Source organism: Ligilactobacillus sp. 110_WCHN (assembly GCF_030518115.1).
Lineage (GTDB): Bacteria > Bacillota > Bacilli > Lactobacillales > Lactobacillaceae > Ligilactobacillus > Ligilactobacillus aviarius_C.
Window position 1 is genome coordinate 1 of the sequence record NZ_JAULLI010000014.1, and the last position, 19,429, is coordinate 19,429.

A 19,429-nucleotide genomic window follows, 5' to 3' on the forward strand; every position below is an offset into this window, starting at 1 on the left:
GTGTTTATACTTAACCACAGCTAATGAGTAATAGTAATTTAATGCACGAAATCTAAATTCAATCATTACTCTTTCAATAGGATTTGCAACATATCGAAATAGACTATTTTGAGGGTGACGAAATCTAAAATATCTTAGGCTCAAATCTAACTGCCTTCTCCACCTGTTGTTCATTGTCCCCTATCCCTCTTTTCTATCTGCTTCAATATCATCAATAGTCTCTTTCAAAACCTCAAGATGATTTTTTAACAGCTTAATGTCTAATTCTTCTAAGTCCTTTTTGGCGTCCTCAATAAACTCTTTAACCGAACTTATTAAGTCATCATCATTTTTTTGTGTCGCCGACTTCTGGGTTAGAGTTTTCCTTTTGAAAATTTTCAATAAATCCCAACAAATTGTCCACAGCTTTTTCATTAGTCATTCCGCCACCAACACCTAATGTTTGAGTATCATTAATAGCAACTAAGAAAACATCTCCACTCGCTTTCAAAATGTTGTCTAAATCTTTCTTTGTTAACGTTGTTCCTTGTCCGCTATCGTCTAAAATAGCGTAATAACGTTCTTTAGTTCTGATATATCTAATATGTTCAACATTTACATAATCTCCGCTTTCCAGCTTCACAAATTTAGCCATTTTCTTCACTCGCTTTCTATAACCTTTTTAAAACGTCTTTTCCATTTCGAGTTTCATAATTAATGCCAACAATTTTTCTTTTGAAGAATTTCTTGAATAATCAATGCCTTTCTCATCAAGCCATTTATAAATTTCTTCAATCGGACTATCAGATGTTGGTATATCTTCTGAAACGTCATCGGTATCTGATTTAAATTTCATCGGCTCGTTAGCAACAAATAAGAAACCTTTTGAATTTGCTACTCCGCGTTCTTCGGTAGCCCATTTCAGATAAATTGCTTTGTGACAGAATCGGCATTTTGTAAATGTATTCGTTGAACGTTCTTTTGTGATATATGATTTCCCACAAAAAGGACACTCAACGTCTGTTTTCCAAAGATCATATTCAATATTTGGGCATGATTTTGCTTTTTCGCTAGGAATAATCATCTTATCTACATCATGAGTATTCTTTTCATCTTTACTTTCATTAGGTAAATCAACGTCATTTTTGATTTGAGAAAGTTTTCTAATTGAATTTAATTCCTCTGGCTTTCCTTCAAAAATAATTGTGTATTTTTCTGATTTGATCTTTAGTTTCATAAACGTGTTATTCCTCTTACTTTCTTAACTTTTGACCACATACTTCACAAAAGTTGAAATATGGTTTAACTTTTGCTCCACACTGATTGCAATATCTCTTCTCTTGTAATGATTCAATCTGTTCAATTAACCTAAAACATTCTTCGCGAACATCATTAACGGTCATCTCTTCACCTCTAAAATGTGCTGTATCAAATCCAATGACTTCGATATTTTCATCAAACGTTTCTAGTTGATCTAAATTACCAACAAAGGTTATTCCTCCGAAAACATCAAAATCTTCGCTGTCGTGTTCTGTGGTTGGATCGTATTCAACATAGCCGCAGTACCATTTATGAGGAAGTAAACTTAATTCTGGAAGTTCTTCTATTTCGTGTTTAGTAATCCAAAAGGTCCGTCCTTTATATGTGCCTTTCATAACAAGTTCAATCATTGCTATCACTCCATAAATTTGATTTTTTATCCGGATAACAGCCGCTCACGGAGTCGAACCGTGATAAACCAATGCGGCTACTCTTTTCGTTGGTCGATTTAAACCTGATTTGCGTTTCCCAATCGCTTGAGATTGCTAAAATGTAATACCCATGCTCCCAAGTCCGAGGAGCAATGACTTAACAGCCTGCGAAAGCTGCTAAGCCATGGAAGTTTATAATTTTTTTACAAAAGGAAATTTGAAAAGCGAATAGCGAAAAATCATAAGGTAAGTTGTTAATTTTGCGTTATTCATTTTTCAAAGAGCTAATTTAATTTCATGCTATATTTTCGTTTCTAAGAGATTTTAATTCATTTCAATGTAAATACACCCCATTTCTTTTAAAACGCCTATACGGTGAAAATATCCACCATATAGTTAAAGTCAACGTGTCAGAATGTATGAACCGATGTTGTTGAAAAAAACGGAAAGAAAGATTCCTACTTTCTTTATAAATTTGTATCAGCTTGAAACTAATCGGCTCACGTTGTTTCTCGCTGAATGACTTACTGACCTTTGGTAATCAGCAAGCCTGCTTGTTAAGAGAGTTTGAAGGGAGACAACCCTCTTGTGTTATATTTTCTGCGGTTTCCCGCAAAGGCTTGCTAGCCTTTGACAACTAGCAAGTCGAAAAAGACAAATAGGTTAGTATGAATAGGTTCCGAGAATCACTTCTCGGAATAACCTGCCAGCCTTTGACAACTAGCAGGCTCTCGTATCATTTTGAAAGTTTATTAAATTGTCGCTTGAGTGCTGATTAATATTGAAAAAGAGTTGTTTTTTCACTTCACTTTCATTTTCTGATTTCATTTCTTACGAAAAACTTGCACTCCTAAGCTTTTCGCCGGTTTAAAAGTTGATGACTCAATATCCGTTGTGGAATGCGATAAGAATAAGCACTTAAAGGAGATTTTTCATCTCTCTTCTGTATAAATTTTGGTTGTGGTTGCATTCCCTAACCACATGTATTAGACCGGTGTATTTTTTTAGCAGGTACACCTTAAACCTGCAAAGGCTCAACGACCTTTCACAGTCGTTAAGTCAGAGTGTAAATTTTTTGAATGAGATACAGCAAAGACTTTTTTGTGGAGATGAAATCATCTCCTAAATTTAAATTTCACAGCCCGTATCTCAAAGGCTGCAAAGCCCTGCCGGAGACTCGAACTCCGGAAACCATACAGGACTCTGTCAGATTAATTAACCGCGCTTGTATATCTTTCCTAAAACCAATAAAAAGAAGGTGAAATATGAACTACAATCTCTTCTGCCGTTCTGACAGCAACGACAACATCTAGCGGCGGAATCGAACCGCCAATACCAAACTAGATTAATCTTCAACGTATCCTTGAATTTTGAATAGATGAATCATTTCATTAATTGCCATTCTTGCCTTACAAGCGTCATCATACGCATTAACCGGCGAATCAATGTCCTGCTCAAAATCTTCCATATGTTCATCAATATTTTTCTTAAAAAACATGATTTGCTTTCGATCTTCGGCTTTCATCATCTCATCTCCTTAATGGCACATTCTGTTTTCTGCGTCATTAACGATTTCTAACGCACTAATTAAATCTGTTCGCATATCGCAAACTGTATTGTGCATGTTCAAATTGTCATTGCACATATAGAAACTGCGCACATCTTCGTTAAATTCGCTTAGTTCATTTAAGATTGCGTCTAAGCGATCAAGTTCTAATTTATTCATGAAATCATCTCCTAATCTTTCAATTCAGGGTATTCTTTGCCCAAAATCTCATACAATAAATCTCTGTTTTCTGGGATACTAGCCCATTTATCAAAATCTTTAATCATACTGTTATCTCCTTGCTATCCGCTTATCTTCCAAACTTTCAGGAAAGTTAAAGATATGCGCTGGATTCTTCGTCAGCAACCGACTTGTGATTTTCGGGTTATACATCTCTTGGAAATCACTACTACTGTTGTTTGTTGAGATAATCAGGCCTTTCGTTTGAATGATTTCGCCAATTTTGAAAAGCGTATCTTGGAAAGTTTGATTAGCTTCAACCACTTCACTTTTCAAACTTGTTTCCGAACCTAAATCGTCAAGTGCAATCACGTCAGCTTCTTTGACGTCGTTCATTAAGTGATATAGCCGGTCTTGTTTCTTCTTGATATTCTTATCCGAATCTTTGGCAAACTTGCTCATTACTAGGTCATACATGGCAGGCACTGAAACGAACAAACAACGCAAATAAGTTTCTTGGTTGAGCTTGTTAAGCATGCAAGATGTCAGCATTGTTTTCCCCGTCCCTGCTTTGCCCGTTAAAATGACCGTATACATATTTTGATTAACAAAGTCTCTAACTACATCTACTGACCTTTTAGCAAGCTCTCTGAACGTATCAGGGCTATTCTCGTCAATGCCTTTGTATTCACTTATCAGAGCATTTTCCTGATTAAACAGTGAGCGCTTTTTAAGAAAGTTCTTAGTTTCAAACTGATAATATTCAAGATTCTTTTGCCTTTCGTATTCCGCTTGGCGTCTAGCATTTTCTTCCGGTGTTTCCGCCTTAATGTCGCCTAAACGGAATCGTTTAATGATCTTACTGATTGTGTCAGCTACTGCTTCCATTCCTACCAACCTCCCCATTCTTCACTTGGCTTGCTTTGTCGCTTGACAGCTTTCTTCTTTGGTTTTTTCTTGGCTTGATGTTCTTTCTCTAATGCTTCGGCTTTTTCGACAGTATTTATTCCAAGCTGTTCGTACTTCATCAAAATTCTATTCAGATAATTAAAGCTCCGCTGTTCTGTTTGATTTGCCATTGCATTGATAGCAAACTTAACAACGTCGTCAGATAACTCACGAATGTATTCGCTCAAATTCTGACTTTGCATAGGTGTCAAAATTCCAACGACTATCTGATACAACTCAAAAGCATTCTGATCGGTTGTGGCTGTTGATGATGATTTATTAATTCTTGTATTATTAATACTTGTATTATTCTCTTTAACCTTTTTGTTAATAGGGCTATTAACTTTTTCATTAATAGGGGTATTAATCTTTTTGTTAATAGGGTCAACAACTGGAAACAAATGTCTTTCTTTTATTTCCTTTCCCTCTTTAATCATTTCAACTTTTATATATCCAAGTTCCTTTAAATGATTAATCCATTTTGAAACAGTAGGAGTAGCAACATCGTATAATTTTGAAAAATATTTATTTGTTGAGTAGCAATATCCTTTTATATTCGATAAAGCCGTGATTTCCCCAAATAACAACTTTTCATTAGGCTTTAACCGATTGTCATATCTCACTGTTGCAGGAGTTATTGAATAGTAATTAGGATATTCTTTCATCTTGAGTCCTCCTTTTTATAGAGGAAAAAGTCTGCAGGAGTTATATTTAAGCATTCGCAAAGTTTATTAAGAGTGCTATTTGAAACGTTACTGTAAGGATTATTTGCTATATTGCTAATTGTGTTTCTTGATAAGCTGGTATTTTGAGCAACGTCCTTTATCTTCAAACGCTTTTCAGCAAGAATAACTTTTAGTCTGTTTTCTATCATCGCTCATCACTTCTTCCTACAAGATAGTCGATTGAAACGTTAAAATAATCGGCTAGGTTTATTAATGCCTTTACGCCTGGCTCTCTTTCTCCGCGTTCATAAAAAGAAATACTTTGAAATGACATTTCCGTTTCCCTTGAAAGTTCTCTCTGAGTAATGCCTTTCGATTTTCTCAGTTCTTCCAATCTTGCTAAGTAATTAACTTTTCCTGCATTAATCAACTCATCACAGCTCACTTGAAATAAGGTTGCTAATTTATTGAGTTTATCCATACTTGGAACGGATTGACCTCTTTCCCAACTATTAACCGTTGACTTACTTCCTGCTCCGACAAACTGCGCTAAGTCGTTCATAGTCCAATGATTTTCAATTCTTAACGTGCGGATCTTGTTTCCAAGAGCTTTTTTATTCACTCCGTTCATCGTTTATCACTCCTTCCAACTAGATAATCGATTGAAACATGAAAAAAAGAAGCTAAATCTAAAGCCTTATATACATTTGGCTTTCTTGCACCGACTGCCCATTTTCTCAAAGCGTCAGGAGTTACGCTGATATTCTTTTCCTTTAGCCGGTCGGAAAGTTTTTGATATGTCAATTCATTTTCAATCATTAGTTCTCTAAGCCGTTTCATCGTTTGTTGCTCCTCACGAAAAAGTAATCTAGCGAGCAGCCAAAGTAATCGCAGATTTTTAAAACGATATCCAATCGAAACATTGAACAGCGTTCGTAATAGTATGATGTCAATGTGTTTCGTGATACTTTCAGTTCTTCAGACAGCTCCGAAATTTTCATTTTCTTTTCTGCTAGTAAGATCCGCAATCTATTCTTCATGGTTTTTTACCTTTCCTAAATGCAATTCATTAGCGATTTCTTTCGTAACTTTGATTGGCTTTAAATGATACGTATTCATAAAATTGTTAATTCCTATCTTGTGCTGCTCTGTATGATGCTCTCGACATAACGTCATGATGTACATTCCAACATGATTAATTTTGTTTCGGTTTCTTCCAGTTCCAACAGCATTGTAATGTGCAATATCAGCAGGCTTTCCACATATCACGCAACGCTTGTTTTTGATACATAACATTTGCTTAGGAAAGTCGTTTGGTATGCTGTCCCATGTTTTGGTTTTGAATGGTATATCATGCTGAAACAAAAATTCTAAAATCGTCAAAATCATGTAATTGCCTACTGTAACCGAGCAGTCAGACAAACTAAACTCATCAATTCCGAAAATCGTTTCAACCATGAATTTGAATTTTTCTTTCCAGTATTCGGGAACGTCCCCCGTATACTCGCAAAGGTCATTAATCAACGCGTATATCTTTTTCCGCTGACTTGGTGTGATTTTACGTCCGTCTGAAATATCAAGCTCTACGATTGGTTTTTTGCCACCTGACAGCCTTTGAACCTTGTACATGTCGATTTCATCGTCAAGCGTGATTAAAACTTGCTTTCCTTGAATTCTGTCTAACGTTCCAAACATTGCTAAACCTCGTCAGCGTGAGTAAGTTTTAAAATATGTTTAGTAGCTCTGCAATACTCACATTGTTCGCAGCGCTTAGGTTTCTCGTTGCCTTTAATCACGTTCCAAATATGCGGTTGCTTTTCGATGATGTCGTTCATCGACTCTTCAAGCAGTTCTTGCGATTTTTCAGTGTTGAAATCAATCAATGCTTTATCGGGTGGAGTTTGCTTTGAAACGGCGAAAATAAATGGCTGGCAATCAACGCCGAAAGTTTGCTTAATCAGCTCAATGTAAACTGCCATTTGATAGTAATATCCGTAAGCCTGAATGAAGTTTTCTTTCTGCCGTGTATCTTCATTCCAAATCTTTTGTCGAATATCACGAGTGGTTTTCAAATCGCAGAAAAAGCCCTGAACTTTCGATAAACTATCAATTTTACCTTTCCATGGATAACCGCCGATTTCACCAGTAACAATGACTTCTTTTTCTCCCGGTTCGTAAAATGATTTGAAAAGTTTTTCTTCCGAAAGACTGGCAATCATTTCATCAGCAATTTTGTAAGGTGCTTTAAGCTGACCGGTTGTTTTACCACGGGTTGAAAGCATTGCAGTTTTATTTTCTTCAATGAACTTGTTATGGCTTTCTTCACTCTCAAAATATGAATGAATGTAGTTGCCAACCAACAAAGCTGTTTTATCTTCTTCCGGCTTCCATTCATCGTTTAGCTTTGCTAAAGCGCAGGCTTCACATTTCAGAAAATCTTTGAATAAGGAAACAGACATATATTCCTTATCAGTTTCGTGAGTGTAATAATTATTCGCCGTCAATCGGCATTCCGAAATGGTCGAGCAATTCTCCTTGTTCACTGCCTTGTTCCTCCTTTTCTGAATTTTCTTCAACTTGTTTTTGTTCAGGTTCTTCGGCTTTAAGTGCCTGTTTTACAAGTTCTTGAGCTTTTTCTTCTTTAGGTGTTACATCTTTACGAATTTCAGTATCATCAAATTCATTGCTTGTTGTACGATTGATTGCATCCGTTAATAAATCACTGTCATCAGATGTGTTGATATACATTTTGGCTGCCCGATTTAACACCGTTCGTTTTGCCATTTCATCTCCAAAATTCTTTTGGACTTGGTTATTATGTTGACGTGTTTGAGACCAACTTTTATCGATTTGTTTCTTGGTCATAATCGTGTAATCCAATTGCCCGTCTGTTCGTTTGATAATGGCAAATGCTCCAACCAATTCGTTATCTAGGTTTTCAAACTTAGGAACAAATTTACTTACTACTGTTTCCATATCTTGATTAGATCCAATCTCAAACTCATCTCCTTTATGAATTACTTCAGCTTTGACATCAGCAATATCATTCAAGCGTTTAAGTACTGCGACTGTTCCAAAATATGAACGCTGCATTTGCAATTTAGTTCCATATGGAATGAAATAACATTGGTTCTTTGCTGGGCTTAGTCCTTGAGTAACCATATCCAACAAAGTATTAGCGATTGATGCTTTATCGCATGCAACAAGTACTGGTTTCTTATCTCTAGTCATTGTTTCGTTCAAAGTAAAGAACGCTGCTTTCAAAGCATTTTGAGCATTGTAATTTTTTGGCAATTGCAACCCCGTTTTTTCAAGTTCTGTAATCTTTGTACTTACCGTATCTGTAATATCTTTTTGAATTTGTACTAAATTATTTGTCATAGTTTTTACTCCGTCCTTTCTTGTATAATTGAGCTATCTCCTTATGAAAGGAGGTGAAGTTATGGCTACTAATCCACCGAAAAATAACAGCCGTAAAGGTGCTGTTCGACATCGGTCACAAGTCTTTAATCCTAAGACACAAAGATTTGTCAAACGTGACACATCGACCGGGAAATTTATGAGTGTCAAGAAAGATGGATCTAAGTACAAAGGGATCAGACAAGAGAAGCCTTAGTTTCTATTAACCTCGTCAAATAATTTGTCGAGGTTATTTTCTTTAATAAAGCTGTACAGAAATGGCGTTAATCTATCTACCATCTCTTCACTATGCTCAAGGTATCCCGCTTCAAAAAAGATTGCATGGAGAACTTCATGGATTAAAGTTTCTTCTTTTCTAGTTTTATTTAACGGACCCAATAACGTAATTAAACATCTTGGATAATCAACTTCTCCCATAACAACTCCTCGAGCTGCTGGATCAATAACTTGTAAATTTGCTACTACTTTGTATTTGGTTGCGCCAATTTTTATCTCACACATCTACCATCTTTCCTTTCTAAATACCAAACTGCGATATATGCATCTTGAAGCTGTCTTGCAAAGATTGCCATTTGTTTAACTTCAATCTTAGGTATCATCTTTTCTAACAACTCAATGCGTTGTTCTAAAGGTATTCTTCGCAGAATTAGCGGCAACTCTTTACGAAAGACTTGAATTTGATGGATTTTTTTGAAATAATTAACTTTGTTAAAGTTATTTGTCATGGTTTTTGCAAGCTCGGTTTTACCGGGCTTTTTTTGTGCGATCATTCAACATCTTCCTTTCTTTGACTTCGTCGTTGCTCTTCTTGCAAACGTGAATTAATGGTAAAACCATCGCCAACCACATAACCCAAGAAGCAACAAGCGAAGCATTCAAAAGACTTGTGATGATATAAACCCAAAGACCAACATCAACGACCAACCAATTTACTTTCATTTCGATACCTCCTAAAATTTTGCTGCGGTTAATGCAGCAGCTTTTCTTTCTTCATAATTTCGCCGTGATTTCTCAATCAAGAAATCTTGATACCGTCTTTCGTTGACAAAGATTTGATTGTAGTAAGGTTTGATAAACACGTCTGTGTAACCCATGTCCAAACAATCTTGTTTCTTACGAGCAAAAGCCTGTTTCTTTTCTTTCGTATTCGCAGGAATGTATTTCCTGATGAACTCTTCTTCTGTGATTAGTTCCAAGCTCATTCGAATCTTCCTTTCTGATATAATTTGCTTATTCCCTATGAAGGGAGGTGTTGAACTTGAGAATCAAATTAAAAAATTGCGCTATTATCGCTTCCCACAAAGCCATTGAAAGAACATGTAAAGAATTCAATTTTATTGGTGGAGAAGGTGATAAAGCTGTTGAAAATTCGATTGCTGAATTTATGAAAAAATATCATCTTGTCTTTGATAACGAATTAAGAAAAGTCATTGAAGATCAATTCAACGATCATTTTTCGAACAAGTAGAACTCGCAATTTCTTTTCCGTCTAACGTTAAGTCAATTATTTCTTTTCCAGTTGCCAAGTCGTTAATCAATGACTTGGCTTCTTTTAATGTTTCAACCAATTTATCGGCTTTACGTTGAAGTTCATCAATGTTCAATGTGATCTTCCTTTCTATTTAAGATTTAGAACTTCAAAAATCTTGCTACGAATTTCGATACTTCTTGGCGTGGTGTCGCCTTTAATAGCTCGATTTACCATTGCACGATTTTCTCCGATAAGATCAGAAAGTTTTTTCTGAGTCCAACCTCTTTCTAAAAGTTCAATCTTGATTCGCTTTTCAACCTCGTTTTTTTGAGTTTCGAGAAGTGCTTCTAATTCTGGCAACTTTCTCACTCTCCTTTCTAAATTTGTTACAAACTTATTGACGTTTTAACAGTGTAGCTGTAAAATCAAAACGTATAAAAACACTTACTTTACAATCTAGCGTTTCGATTTAATAAGTTTTAAAATAGTTATTAACTTGTTTACGTCTATTATAATAACAGCATAGCTGTAAAAAGTAAACAAAAAATACTGTAAAAACTGTAATTTTTTTTGTGAAAGAGTGAAAATTATTGATATGACAGCATTTGATAATATAAAAAAATACGCAACAATTCGTGGATATAGTCTACAAGAGGTAGCTGAAAAAGCTGGATTAAGTAAAAATATGATATATCAATATAAAAAAGTAAATCCAAAATTAGAGACTCTTAAAAAAATAGCAAACGTTCTAAATGTTTCGACTAACGACCTTATAGAATATAAAAGTAATCACAGTCAAGAACAAACCGTAGATATAAACGACGACGATGTCATTTTTACATATGAAGGAAGAAAAATTCCAAAAGAAGATATAGAACTAATGAGAAGATTATTACGTGGATCGAAGAAATAATACACGGAGTGATTTATTTGAACGAATACATCATTGAACAATTAATGCACATTACTAAGAAAATGAATATTAGAATTGAATGGTCTAATCTATTTGATTCGTACACTCCTTCTGGTGCTTCGGCTAAATATAATAGCATTGTGATTAATACTAATTGGCATAATCCAAAGGAGTTGCCTTTTCAGTTAGCGCATGAAATTGCGCACATTATGAATCATGATGATTGCGAAATGGCATTTTATCACGCTTCCTATTCATCACAAGAATTAATCGAAAAAGAAGCAAACGTTGAGGCAATCAAATTATTAATTCCTATATTTAAAGATATGGGATATGAAGACAATCCTGTGACGTTCATGCAAGTATTTAATGTGCCTAACTACTTGTTCGATAACGTTACTAAAATTATGAAATTGAGTAAGTGAAATAAAAACCGATTGGAGAAGCATTATGAATATTAATGATTTAATTACAAAAATCAAAAATATAAATAAAAACGAAATTTGTAAAAAGAAACGACTATTAAAACCATTATCTAATTTAATAAGTGACAATGAACAGATCATAGACATAATTTTAGGACAGCAAGGAGCTGCAATGGGTGGAATAAGCGTTATTGTTGCATGTACTAATAAAAAAATAATTATTTGCGGAACAACAACTAATAACGTTATTTTATTAGACAAATTAGATTCAATTTCCGGAAGCAAAGGTATCTTACATGACCAATTGATGATTACCAGTGGAAAATATCAAACATATATTATGAAAATAAAGAAAAATCAAATTGACAGTTTTATATCAAATGTTAGCAACGCACAAGTACAAAAGATTTAATTGTACGAAAATGTCGCAACATATTGACTAATCATCAAAGACATAAAAAGCTAAAGATTATATATTTAGGAGTGTTTATATATGACAATTATTGCTAACTTAGCAGGGTTCATAGCCTTTGTTTTATTTTTTAGGTTATTTTATCTGATTTTTAAATGCACGAAAACAAAAGACTGGTCATTATTCAAAAAGGATGGGATCATCTTTATAATTTGTTTTATCCTTACTGGCATTTTTGGCGATACCTCTTCAAATAAAAAAGACTCAACAAGTAAATCGAACAAGACTGAAAAGGTATCAAAGAAATCAAGTAGGTTATCCTCATCCTCTACAAAATCTAGCAAAGTATCAAGTAAAATTTCATCTAAAAATGATAGTTCGGCTAGTTCTTCATGTATCAGTAGTGAAACCAGCATAAATAATGACAACGGTGCACAAACTGATAATAACGATAATAATAATAATCAAACTGCTACCGATGATGGTATGGATCATACTGCACAAGCAGGAAAAGTCATTGGAGACGCCAAAACCCACATTTACCACACAGCAGACCAGCATAATTACAGAATCAGTCCTAAAAACGAAGTTGTGTTTGATAACGAACAACAAGCTATTAATGCAGGTTATCGAAAGGCTTTAAGATAGGAGAAGTATTATGAAATACGGAATTAGAAAGCCTAGCTTTAGAAAATCAATTTCAGCTAGAACAACTGGGAGAGCTAAACGCGCTGTAAAAAAAGCACTAATTCCCGGTTACGGAAAGAAAGGAACTGGAATAATCAAGAATCCCCAAAAGGCGCTATACAACAAGGTTTATCACAAGACAACTTTTTCGATTTTTGATTTATTCAAATAATAATTGCCCCACTTTCGGGGTTTTTATTTAGCAGCCAAAGCGAACGTATATTCTAGAAAGGAGAACTGGAGTTGTATATCAAAGAAAGAAATGGGAAATTCAGATATTTTCAAGATTATAAAGACCCACTGACAGAAAAACGTAAAACCGTGTCCTGCACCTTGAATTCCAAATCAAGAGCAGCACAGAAACAGGCCCGGATAATCTTAACAGAACGCATTGAAAAAGCATTAGAGAAAAGCACTCTTTCCCCTGTTCAAAAAACAATCAGGCTCGGAAATGCGGTTGATGAATGGGTAACGTTCTACAAGAAAATTGTTAAGTCGTCAACCTTTAACGGCTTGAAAAATGTTGGCGCTAAAAAAATAAAACAGTTCTTCGGCGAAAATGCCTTGCTCAATAAGATAACACCAAAATATATCGAAAACGTTGTTGACTGTATGCAGTACGACTCGGGATATAAGCTATCCACTGTTAAGACGCTCTATTCATATATTAGAGTGTTCTTCACGTGGTCGACCAAAAAGGGATACTTTGAACATAACCCAATCAATGACGTTTCAATTAGTTGGAAAAAGAACACCGGACCACGAAAAATCGAAAATAAATTCTTAGAAAATGATGAACTGGAAGCCGTATTGAGTTACGCATACAAACACGCCAAAAGAGTTGCACCCTTGATTGAATGGCTGTATCTAACCGGAATGAGATTAGGCGAAGCTGCTGCCCTCTCGTTTGATGATATAAAGCAAACTGACGGCGTATATATTGCCAGCATTACCGGTACACTTAATTATTTAGGTGTTCCAGCAAGTGAGAGAAAAAAATCATTATCTCCCAAAACTCAAGGTTCTTTCAGAAATATTGAGCTTTCAAATCGTGCTGTTGAAATCATCAATCATCAGAAGACTATTGAACATAGAACAAATTTCATTTTTGAAAATCGGTTTGGATATGCTTTTGTTCCGGAAAACGTGAACAAATCTTTGCAGGTCATTCAGCGAGAATTAAACTTGGACAAAAAATTGACATCGCATATATTCCGCCATACTCATATTTCCAAACTTGCAGAATTAGGCGTTCCGTTATATGTTATTCAACAAAGAGTCGGTCATACGTCCAAAGTTACCGAAGAAATATATCTTCATGTAACCAAGAAAGCCAAACGAAAAATGATTGACAAATTGGACGAATTGTAAAAGCATTGCGACCATTCGGCGACCATAACATATATTTAAGCGAACAAAAACCGCTAGAACGTTGATTCCTAGCGGTTAATTTTATACAAGTCGTAAATATACCACATGTTTCAGGTCTATCTTGGTAAGGATAAAATCACGGGTAAAGAAGTTAGAACCACACGGCGCGGTTTTAAAACTAAAAAAGAAGCACAGAAAGCCCTTCGTCAAGTTCAGGCAGATTTTGAAAGTGGAAAGTTTTCAAAACAATTAAACTCTCCTAAAACATTTGGAGAGTTGTTTGAACTCTGGTTCGATAATGTATACAAGCATAAAGTGAAAGAAGCCACACTAAGCACTGCTAAAGAAAGATATAAACTCTATTTGAAGAAATATGAGAACATGAATTTCAAGAAAATGGACGTTGCTTTTTGCCAGCAAATCACAAATCAGTTCGCCGAAAAATATGCCGGATATAAAGCAATCACAAAGTTTATTTCAATGCCACTAGACTATGCCGTTAAGCTTGAAATTATCGACAGCAATCCATTTAGGAAAATAACCTACCCTAAATCTCACGGAAACAGTCGACCAAGAAGAAATAAAGATAGCAACTTTTACAGTAAAAAAGAATTAAAAGAGTTTCTCAAAATTTTAGAAAACTATTCCAAAGATCGTACTTACTATCTTTACCCTTTCTGTCGGTTGCTTGCCTTTACTGGAATACGGATAGGAGAAGCTACCGCCTTAACATGGAGCGACATTGATTTCAAAAACAAGAAATTAGATATTTCTAAAGGAAAAATTTATATCGTAGAAACCAAAGAATACAAAATATCAGACCCTAAAACAAAAAAATCAAAACGGACGCTTTACCTTGATGACAAGACGTTGCATATTTTAAAAGAATGGCAAATCATGCAGCAAAAATTATTTTTTGCGAATGGAATTTCTCGTGATAGCACAAACTTAATGTTTACCAAACTAAGAAGCCCTAAGATTTTAAGTAACTCAAATATTGAGAATGATTTACATTATTTCTACAAAAAACACCCTAGTTTAAAAGAAATCTCTCCACATGGATTTAGACACACTCACGCTAGCTTACTTTTTGAAGCAGGAGCAACCTTAAAAGAAGTTCAAGAAAGATTAGGACACTCAAATTCCAAAACTACTTTAGAAATATATACTCACGTTACAAAATCTAAGCAAAAAGAAACACCTAAACTTTTTGCGAATTACATCGATTTATAACAAAACGTATTCAAACTCGTATTCACTTTTTATATCTTACTCAAAATTAAATTTGGAAGATTAATTTGAAAGTAAAACAAAAAAAGCCTATGAATATTGATTTCATAGACTTTATATACAACATTAAAGTATATCATCAAATAGATTTAGTTGATTTTCATCTGGCAAATCATCAAGTACGTGTTGTTCGTTCATAAATTCGATGATCGATTGGGAAACCTTTCCGCGCTTAGCTAAGTCTTCCTTTGAAAGGAAGGTTTTTTCTTCCCGCGCCGCGATGATTTGTTTAGCAACGTTTAATCCTAATCCTGGAATGGCTGAGAACGGTGCCAGCAAAGTCTTCCCGTCTTCCATGATCAACCAGTCAGAAGCATCCGACTTATTGATGTCGACCATCTTGAACTTGAAACCGCGTTCGAGCATTTCGTTCGCAATTTCAAGCACCGTCAACAGGTTCTTTTCCTTCGTTGAGGCATCCATTCCCTTGTCGTTAATTTCCTTCATCGCATTCTTAACGGCTTCTTTTCCATGAGCCATTGCGACCAGATCAAAGTCATCCGCCCGCACAGAGAAGTATGCAGCGTAGTAGATGATTGGGAAGTAAACCTTAAAGTACGCAATCCGCAACGCCATCAAAACGTAAGCTGCCGCGTGGGCCTTCGGGAACATGTACTTGATCTTCAAGCATGATCCAATGTACCAGTCAGGCACATCAGCTTCGCGCATTTCCTTTTGCCAATCATCTGGAATTCCGCGTCCTTTCCGCACGTGTTCCATGATCTGGAATGACGTTTCTGAATTTACGCCAAAGTGAATCAGATCCATCATGATATCATCACGACATCCGATAATTTCACTCATCTTCGCCGTGCCGTTTTCAATCAATTCTTCAGCATTGCCTAACCAAACATCCGTCCCGTGGGAAAGCCCTGAAATCTTCAGCAATTCCGCAAAGGTTGCGGGATGCGTCTTTTCAAGCATTCCCCGAACAAACCGCGTTCCAAATTCAGGAACCCCTAACGTTCCGGTTTTTGATTGAATTTGTTCCGGCGTAACACCTAAAACATCCGTTCCGGAGAACAGGGACATCACGCCGGGATCATCAGTTGGAATCGACTTCGGATCAATTCCGGAAAGATCTTGCAGCATCCGAATCATCGTCGGATCATCATGCCCCAGAATATCAAGTTTCAAAATGTTATCGTGAATCGAGTGGAAATCAAAGTGAGTCGTCCGCCATGGCGCATTCAGATCGTCCGCCGGGTATTGGATCGGTGAAAAATCATAAATTTCCATGTTATCCGGAACAACCAGAATTCCGGCCGGGTGCTGGCCCGTCGTCCGCTTAACGCCAGTTGCGCCCTTTGCTAAGCGGTCAACTTCAGCGCCGCGGAAGGTTTGTTCCGTATCCCGTTCATATGCTTTAACATATCCGTACGCCGTCTTGTCAGCAACCGTCCCAATCGTTCCGGCCCGATATACGTTATTTTCCCCGAACAAAACCTTCGTGTAATTGTGCCCGATTGGCTGGTAGTCTCCTGAGAAGTTCAAATCAATATCCGGAACCTTGTTTCCTTTAAATCCAAGGAACGTTTCAAACGGGATCTCTTGGCCGTCCTTGATCAACGGCGTGCCGCATTCAGGACAGTCCTTATCCGGCAAATCGTAGCCCGAACCGTATTCACCCTTTGTAAAGAACTCCGAGTACTTGCATTTTGGACACCGATAGTGCGGCGGCAACGGGTTAACTTCGGTGATCCCGGTCATCGTAGCAACAAAACTTGAACCAACGGATCCCCGGGAACCTACCAAGTACCCGTCTTTGTTTGACTTAAATACCAGTTTTTGGGCAATCAGGTAAATAACCGCAAACCCATTCCCGATAATGGACTTCAATTCCTTATCAAGCCGGGCCTGAACTAATTCCGGCAACGGATCACCGTACCATTCATGCGCTTTGTTCATCGCTAATTCGCGAATTTGGTCATTCGCTCCTGGCATATTTGGCGTATACAATTTATCCTTAACCGGTGAAATCTCATCGCACATTGCTGCAATCTTATTCGGATTGTCGACAACGATTTCTTTGGCCGTGTCTTCGCCTAAGAAATCAAAGGCTTCAAGCATTTCATCCGTTGTGCGGAAATGCGCATCCGGCAACTTGCGTAACCGGTTCAACGGGTTAGCCCCACCTTGCGAGTGGATCAGAATCTTGCGGTAGATTGCATCTTCCTTGTTCATGAAGTGCACATCGCCCGTAGCTGCAATCGGAATATTCAATTCATGCGCTAACTTCACCATGTCAGCAATAATTTCTTCAAGGTTGTGTTCATCTTTGACCAATTCCTGTTCGATCAACGGTGCATAAATGGCTTTTGGTTGAACTTCAAGATAGTCGTAATATTTTGCTTTTTCCTTCGCAACGCCATAGCCTTTTTGCATCATCGCCGTGAAGACTTCACCGTCAGCACATGCTGAACCAACCAGCAAGCCTTCACGGTATTTATCCAACACTGACCGCGGAATTCGCGCAACGCGGTAGAAGTACTTCGTCATTCCATCCGACATCAGCTTGAAAAGATTCTTCAATCCTGCTTGCGTTTGTGCTAGGATCGTTGCATGGAATGGGTGTTCATGCTTGTAGGCGTCATTTTGGCCCATGTACTGGTTAAATTGGTCATGGAATTTAATATCATACCGCTCTTCCGCATCCTTCAGCATTGCATAGTAGATATATCCGGTGGCTTCAGCATCGTAAATTGCCCGGTGGTGGTGTTCCAGGTTAACATCCAACTTCTTGGCCAAAGTATTTAACCGGAACCCCTTCATTTCAGGATACAGGAACCGCGCTAACGGCAACGTGTCGATCCATGGTTCGCTGATCAATGGCAAGCCATGCCGTTCGTAGCCGGTATTCATAAAGTCAACGTCAAACGTTGCGTTATGTCCGACGATCACACAGCCCTTGCAGAAGTCTTGGAACATCTTGAAGACTTCTTCTTCCGACTTTGATCCCCGAACCATATCGTCCGTAATACTTGTTAAATTGATCGTCGTTTCTGAAAGCGGGTGGCCCGGATCAATAAACTGTTCAAATTGATCGATGACCGTCCCGCTCTTCATCTTGACGGCCGCCAATTCAATGACCTTGTTATACCGAGCAGACAGCCCCGTTGTTTCGGTATCGAAGACAACATAGGTGGCATCTTTCAAATTAACGTGCTGTTCGTTGTATGCGATTGGAGTGCCATCTTCAACGATGTCCGCTTCAACGCCGTATAAAATCTTAACGTTGTTCTTTTGCCCCGCCGTGTGCGCTTCAGGGAAAGCTTGCAGGCCACCATGATCAGTAACCGCAATTGCCTTTTGGCCCCACTTAGCAGCTTGCGCCACGTAATCTGAAATGCTGTTGGTAGCATCCATTTGACTCATATTGGTGTGCAGGTGCAATTCGACCCGCTTCTGATCTTCCGGCGCAGTATCCTGGCGTTCTTCATGGTGAACTTCCATTATGTCATACGCATTGATCGTCAAATCCCGCATGTAAGTATCTTCTTGAACGCTTCCGCGCGCCTTGATCCACTTTCCCGGTTTCAGGGCGTCAAACAACGCTTCATCATTTTCATCCCGTGAAAACTTCTTGATAACAAATGATGAACTGTAGTCCGTAACTTTCAAAATCAGCAGTTTGCGTTCTGAACGCAGCTGCCGAATTTCACGGTCAAAAATATAACCTTGAACAACCACTGACCGTTCTTCTTCATTGATATCGATCATTTGCCGGACCGGAATGTCATCAGCAATTTTCCGTCCAATTACAACCGGGCCGTCAACTGGAGCGGCCTTTTGCGCAGCTTTCTTGCGCTTTTCATTTTGCTTTTGGATCGCTGCCATTGCTTTTTGCGCTAATTCAGCATCGCTTTTGGCTTTACGTTCCTTAAATTCGTTGATTTTTTCTTGAGATTTGGAATCATCAACGATCGTCGCAAACGTCATCTTTGGGAATCCCAGCCGTTGATATTCCTCTTCAATCGGTCCAAGGGCTTTCGTTGTCAAAAAGTCCTTAATAACCTCGTTTTCCGCAACGATTATTGGTCGTTTATGATCCAGGTATGGCACTTTGCCGCGAAAAACTTCGTGGATCATCGGTGAATGAACTTCACTGTGCGTCACCGCCCATTCCCAGTAATCCGCTAAATTGTGATCCGTAACTTCGGGATCCTCTGTTTCAACAATTAGCCGGGTTGCGGCAATTTCCTTAAAAGCAGCGGCAACATGGTTCGCTAAATCTTGATAGGCATTAAACGGCAAGATATCATTGACCTTTAAATGAAAATCCCACCGGTGCGAATTCACATGAACTTCAACCTGGTCGATGGCTGCATCCTTGAATGCTTCTTGAAATTCCGCATCCGGTTGCCAATCAACCTGTTCAAGCAACTTTTCAAATAATTCTTGTTTACTAAGTGCCACGCTTTTGGTCCTCCC

Annotated in this window: 30 protein-coding genes; 9 read left to right on the forward strand and 21 right to left on the reverse strand. The window is 37.4% G+C overall.

Annotated features, from left to right (window positions below; all coding sequences use genetic code 11):
• Positions 1–325: 325 nt before the first annotated feature.
• From Q3C15_RS05865 to Q3C15_RS05920, 14 genes are all read right to left on the reverse strand, one after another.
• A complete protein-coding gene (locus Q3C15_RS05865) occupies positions 326–634 on the reverse strand; it encodes a hypothetical protein (RefSeq protein WP_302704619.1) in 309 nt (102 codons plus the stop codon).
• A gap of 27 nt (positions 635–661) precedes the next feature.
• On the reverse strand, positions 662–1,216 hold the full coding sequence (locus tag Q3C15_RS05870; protein WP_302704620.1) for a hypothetical protein: 555 nt from the start codon (positions 1,214–1,216) through the stop codon (positions 662–664).
• Positions 1,217–1,232: 16 nt separating this feature from the next.
• A complete protein-coding gene (locus Q3C15_RS05875) occupies positions 1,233–1,649 on the reverse strand; it encodes a hypothetical protein (RefSeq protein WP_302704621.1) in 417 nt (138 codons plus the stop codon).
• 1,366 nt (positions 1,650–3,015) lie between these two features.
• Positions 3,016–3,198 (reverse strand): hypothetical protein, encoded by a 183-nt coding sequence (locus Q3C15_RS05880; RefSeq protein ID WP_302704622.1) that lies wholly within the window; start codon positions 3,196–3,198, stop codon positions 3,016–3,018.
• A 9-nt stretch (positions 3,199–3,207) separates the two neighbouring features.
• Entirely contained in the window at positions 3,208–3,396 is a 189-nt protein-coding gene (locus Q3C15_RS05885) for a hypothetical protein (RefSeq protein WP_302704623.1), read from the reverse strand.
• A gap of 111 nt (positions 3,397–3,507) precedes the next feature.
• Entirely contained in the window at positions 3,508–4,284 is a 777-nt protein-coding gene (locus Q3C15_RS05890; protein WP_302704624.1) for an AAA family ATPase, read from the reverse strand.
• 2 nt (positions 4,285–4,286) lie between these two features.
• The gene (locus Q3C15_RS05895; RefSeq protein WP_302704625.1) at positions 4,287–5,009 is read right to left on the reverse strand and encodes a DnaD domain protein; all 723 of its coding nucleotides are present in this window, start codon (positions 5,007–5,009) and stop codon (positions 4,287–4,289) included.
• The gene (locus Q3C15_RS08685; protein WP_368045394.1) at positions 5,006–5,218 is read right to left on the reverse strand and encodes a helix-turn-helix domain-containing protein; all 213 of its coding nucleotides are present in this window, start codon (positions 5,216–5,218) and stop codon (positions 5,006–5,008) included. Before Q3C15_RS08685 ends, Q3C15_RS05895 begins: the two co-directional genes overlap by 4 nt.
• A complete protein-coding gene (locus tag Q3C15_RS05900) occupies positions 5,215–5,640 on the reverse strand; it encodes a helix-turn-helix domain-containing protein (protein WP_302704626.1) in 426 nt (141 codons plus the stop codon). The genes Q3C15_RS08685 and Q3C15_RS05900 overlap by 4 nt, the downstream gene beginning before the upstream one ends.
• Positions 5,637–5,849, reverse strand: coding sequence for a helix-turn-helix domain-containing protein (locus Q3C15_RS05905; RefSeq protein ID WP_302704627.1), 213 nt, complete (start codon positions 5,847–5,849; stop codon positions 5,637–5,639). The genes Q3C15_RS05900 and Q3C15_RS05905 overlap by 4 nt, the downstream gene beginning before the upstream one ends.
• Positions 5,846–6,049 carry a helix-turn-helix domain-containing protein gene (locus tag Q3C15_RS08690; protein WP_368045395.1) on the reverse strand — a complete coding sequence of 68 codons (204 nt, stop codon included), beginning with the start codon at positions 6,047–6,049 and terminating at the stop codon, positions 5,846–5,848. The genes Q3C15_RS05905 and Q3C15_RS08690 overlap by 4 nt, the downstream gene beginning before the upstream one ends.
• The gene (locus Q3C15_RS05910; RefSeq protein WP_302704628.1) at positions 6,039–6,704 is read right to left on the reverse strand and encodes a putative HNHc nuclease; all 666 of its coding nucleotides are present in this window, start codon (positions 6,702–6,704) and stop codon (positions 6,039–6,041) included. Before Q3C15_RS05910 ends, Q3C15_RS08690 begins: the two co-directional genes overlap by 11 nt.
• A 2-nt stretch (positions 6,705–6,706) precedes the next feature.
• The gene (locus Q3C15_RS05915; RefSeq protein WP_302704629.1) at positions 6,707–7,552 is read right to left on the reverse strand and encodes a PD-(D/E)XK nuclease-like domain-containing protein; all 846 of its coding nucleotides are present in this window, start codon (positions 7,550–7,552) and stop codon (positions 6,707–6,709) included.
• Positions 7,500–8,390, reverse strand: coding sequence for a recombinase RecT (locus Q3C15_RS05920; RefSeq protein ID WP_302704630.1), 891 nt, complete (start codon positions 8,388–8,390; stop codon positions 7,500–7,502). Before Q3C15_RS05920 ends, Q3C15_RS05915 begins: the two co-directional genes overlap by 53 nt.
• 61 nt (positions 8,391–8,451) lie before the next feature.
• Here Q3C15_RS05920 and Q3C15_RS05925 point away from each other — a divergent pair, with 61 nt between their 5' ends.
• Positions 8,452–8,625 carry a hypothetical protein gene (locus tag Q3C15_RS05925; protein WP_302704631.1) on the forward strand — a complete coding sequence of 58 codons (174 nt, stop codon included), beginning with the start codon at positions 8,452–8,454 and terminating at the stop codon, positions 8,623–8,625.
• On the opposite strand, the gene Q3C15_RS05930 is transcribed toward Q3C15_RS05925, so the two are convergent.
• The 4 genes from Q3C15_RS05930 to Q3C15_RS05945 are packed head-to-tail and all read right to left on the reverse strand — an operon-like array spanning position 8,622 to position 9,631.
• The gene (locus Q3C15_RS05930; RefSeq protein WP_302704632.1) at positions 8,622–8,930 is read right to left on the reverse strand and encodes a hypothetical protein; all 309 of its coding nucleotides are present in this window, start codon (positions 8,928–8,930) and stop codon (positions 8,622–8,624) included. The two genes, Q3C15_RS05925 and Q3C15_RS05930, sit on opposite strands and share 4 nt — an antisense overlap.
• Positions 8,918–9,199 carry a hypothetical protein gene (locus tag Q3C15_RS05935; RefSeq protein WP_302704633.1) on the reverse strand — a complete coding sequence of 94 codons (282 nt, stop codon included), beginning with the start codon at positions 9,197–9,199 and terminating at the stop codon, positions 8,918–8,920. Before Q3C15_RS05935 ends, Q3C15_RS05930 begins: the two co-directional genes overlap by 13 nt.
• Positions 9,174–9,368 (reverse strand): hypothetical protein, encoded by a 195-nt coding sequence (locus Q3C15_RS05940; protein ID WP_302704634.1) that lies wholly within the window; start codon positions 9,366–9,368, stop codon positions 9,174–9,176. The genes Q3C15_RS05935 and Q3C15_RS05940 overlap by 26 nt, the downstream gene beginning before the upstream one ends.
• A gap of 11 nt (positions 9,369–9,379) precedes the next feature.
• A complete protein-coding gene (locus Q3C15_RS05945) occupies positions 9,380–9,631 on the reverse strand; it encodes a hypothetical protein (RefSeq protein WP_302704635.1) in 252 nt (83 codons plus the stop codon).
• Positions 9,632–9,687: 56 nt separating this feature from the next.
• Here Q3C15_RS05945 and Q3C15_RS05950 point away from each other — a divergent pair, with 56 nt between their 5' ends.
• Positions 9,688–9,897 (forward strand): hypothetical protein, encoded by a 210-nt coding sequence (locus Q3C15_RS05950; RefSeq protein WP_302704636.1) that lies wholly within the window; start codon positions 9,688–9,690, stop codon positions 9,895–9,897.
• Here Q3C15_RS05950 and Q3C15_RS05955 read toward each other — a convergent pair.
• Positions 9,872–10,033 carry a hypothetical protein gene (locus Q3C15_RS05955; protein WP_302704637.1) on the reverse strand — a complete coding sequence of 54 codons (162 nt, stop codon included), beginning with the start codon at positions 10,031–10,033 and terminating at the stop codon, positions 9,872–9,874. The genes Q3C15_RS05950 and Q3C15_RS05955 overlap by 26 nt on opposite strands.
• A gap of 14 nt (positions 10,034–10,047) precedes the next feature.
• On the reverse strand, positions 10,048–10,260 hold the full coding sequence (locus Q3C15_RS05960; RefSeq protein ID WP_302704638.1) for a helix-turn-helix transcriptional regulator: 213 nt from the start codon (positions 10,258–10,260) through the stop codon (positions 10,048–10,050).
• A gap of 235 nt (positions 10,261–10,495) precedes the next feature.
• On the opposite strand from Q3C15_RS05960, the gene Q3C15_RS05965 reads away from it, so the two are divergent.
• From Q3C15_RS05965 to Q3C15_RS05995, 7 genes are all read left to right on the forward strand, one after another.
• A complete protein-coding gene (locus Q3C15_RS05965) occupies positions 10,496–10,813 on the forward strand; it encodes a helix-turn-helix domain-containing protein (protein ID WP_302704639.1) in 318 nt (105 codons plus the stop codon).
• A gap of 17 nt (positions 10,814–10,830) precedes the next feature.
• The gene (locus Q3C15_RS05970) at positions 10,831–11,238 is read left to right on the forward strand and encodes an ImmA/IrrE family metallo-endopeptidase (protein WP_302704640.1); all 408 of its coding nucleotides are present in this window, start codon (positions 10,831–10,833) and stop codon (positions 11,236–11,238) included.
• Positions 11,239–11,263: 25 nt separating this feature from the next.
• Positions 11,264–11,650, forward strand: coding sequence for a PH domain-containing protein (locus Q3C15_RS05975; protein ID WP_302704641.1), 387 nt, complete (start codon positions 11,264–11,266; stop codon positions 11,648–11,650).
• A gap of 81 nt (positions 11,651–11,731) precedes the next feature.
• Positions 11,732–12,298 (forward strand): hypothetical protein, encoded by a 567-nt coding sequence (locus tag Q3C15_RS05980; RefSeq protein WP_302704642.1) that lies wholly within the window; start codon positions 11,732–11,734, stop codon positions 12,296–12,298.
• 10 nt (positions 12,299–12,308) lie between these two features.
• Entirely contained in the window at positions 12,309–12,509 is a 201-nt protein-coding gene (locus tag Q3C15_RS05985; protein ID WP_302704643.1) for a hypothetical protein, read from the forward strand.
• A gap of 71 nt (positions 12,510–12,580) precedes the next feature.
• The gene (locus Q3C15_RS05990) at positions 12,581–13,708 is read left to right on the forward strand and encodes a site-specific integrase (RefSeq protein WP_302704644.1); all 1,128 of its coding nucleotides are present in this window, start codon (positions 12,581–12,583) and stop codon (positions 13,706–13,708) included.
• A gap of 105 nt (positions 13,709–13,813) precedes the next feature.
• Positions 13,814–14,941, forward strand: coding sequence for a site-specific integrase (locus tag Q3C15_RS05995; protein ID WP_302704645.1), 1,128 nt, complete (start codon positions 13,814–13,816; stop codon positions 14,939–14,941).
• Positions 14,942–15,064: 123 nt separating this feature from the next.
• Here Q3C15_RS05995 and Q3C15_RS06000 read toward each other — a convergent pair whose 3' ends face one another.
• On the reverse strand, positions 15,065–19,414 hold the full coding sequence (locus Q3C15_RS06000; protein ID WP_302704646.1) for a PolC-type DNA polymerase III: 4,350 nt from the start codon (positions 19,412–19,414) through the stop codon (positions 15,065–15,067).
• Positions 19,415–19,429 lie beyond the last annotated feature (15 nt).

Coding starts and splice junctions, on each gene's coding strand:
- Q3C15_RS05865 (WP_302704619.1), bottom strand. CDS start 634: ATGGCTAAATTTGTGAAGCTGGAAAGCGGAGATTATGTAAATGTTGAA.
- Q3C15_RS05870 (WP_302704620.1), bottom strand. CDS start 1,216: ATGAAACTAAAGATCAAATCAGAAAAATACACAATTATTTTTGAAGGA.
- Q3C15_RS05875 (WP_302704621.1), bottom strand. CDS start 1,649: ATGATTGAACTTGTTATGAAAGGCACATATAAAGGACGGACCTTTTGG.
- Q3C15_RS05880 (WP_302704622.1), bottom strand. CDS start 3,198: ATGATGAAAGCCGAAGATCGAAAGCAAATCATGTTTTTTAAGAAAAAT.
- Q3C15_RS05885 (WP_302704623.1), bottom strand. CDS start 3,396: ATGAATAAATTAGAACTTGATCGCTTAGACGCAATCTTAAATGAACTA.
- Q3C15_RS05890 (WP_302704624.1), bottom strand. CDS start 4,284: ATGGAAGCAGTAGCTGACACAATCAGTAAGATCATTAAACGATTCCGT.
- Q3C15_RS05895 (WP_302704625.1), bottom strand. CDS start 5,009: ATGAAAGAATATCCTAATTACTATTCAATAACTCCTGCAACAGTGAGA.
- Q3C15_RS08685 (WP_368045394.1), bottom strand. CDS start 5,218: ATGATAGAAAACAGACTAAAAGTTATTCTTGCTGAAAAGCGTTTGAAG.
- Q3C15_RS05900 (WP_302704626.1), bottom strand. CDS start 5,640: ATGAACGGAGTGAATAAAAAAGCTCTTGGAAACAAGATCCGCACGTTA.
- Q3C15_RS05905 (WP_302704627.1), bottom strand. CDS start 5,849: ATGAAACGGCTTAGAGAACTAATGATTGAAAATGAATTGACATATCAA.
- Q3C15_RS08690 (WP_368045395.1), bottom strand. CDS start 6,049: ATGAAGAATAGATTGCGGATCTTACTAGCAGAAAAGAAAATGAAAATT.
- Q3C15_RS05910 (WP_302704628.1), bottom strand. CDS start 6,704: ATGTTTGGAACGTTAGACAGAATTCAAGGAAAGCAAGTTTTAATCACG.
- Q3C15_RS05920 (WP_302704630.1), bottom strand. CDS start 8,390: ATGACAAATAATTTAGTACAAATTCAAAAAGATATTACAGATACGGTA.
- Q3C15_RS05925 (WP_302704631.1), top strand. CDS start 8,452: ATGGCTACTAATCCACCGAAAAATAACAGCCGTAAAGGTGCTGTTCGA.
- Q3C15_RS05930 (WP_302704632.1), bottom strand. CDS start 8,930: ATGTGTGAGATAAAAATTGGCGCAACCAAATACAAAGTAGTAGCAAAT.
- Q3C15_RS05935 (WP_302704633.1), bottom strand. CDS start 9,199: ATGATCGCACAAAAAAAGCCCGGTAAAACCGAGCTTGCAAAAACCATG.
- Q3C15_RS05940 (WP_302704634.1), bottom strand. CDS start 9,368: ATGAAAGTAAATTGGTTGGTCGTTGATGTTGGTCTTTGGGTTTATATC.
- Q3C15_RS05945 (WP_302704635.1), bottom strand. CDS start 9,631: ATGAGCTTGGAACTAATCACAGAAGAAGAGTTCATCAGGAAATACATT.
- Q3C15_RS05965 (WP_302704639.1), top strand. CDS start 10,496: ATGACAGCATTTGATAATATAAAAAAATACGCAACAATTCGTGGATAT.
- Q3C15_RS05975 (WP_302704641.1), top strand. CDS start 11,264: ATGAATATTAATGATTTAATTACAAAAATCAAAAATATAAATAAAAAC.
- Q3C15_RS05980 (WP_302704642.1), top strand. CDS start 11,732: ATGACAATTATTGCTAACTTAGCAGGGTTCATAGCCTTTGTTTTATTT.
- Q3C15_RS05985 (WP_302704643.1), top strand. CDS start 12,309: ATGAAATACGGAATTAGAAAGCCTAGCTTTAGAAAATCAATTTCAGCT.
- Q3C15_RS05995 (WP_302704645.1), top strand. CDS start 13,814: ATGTTTCAGGTCTATCTTGGTAAGGATAAAATCACGGGTAAAGAAGTT.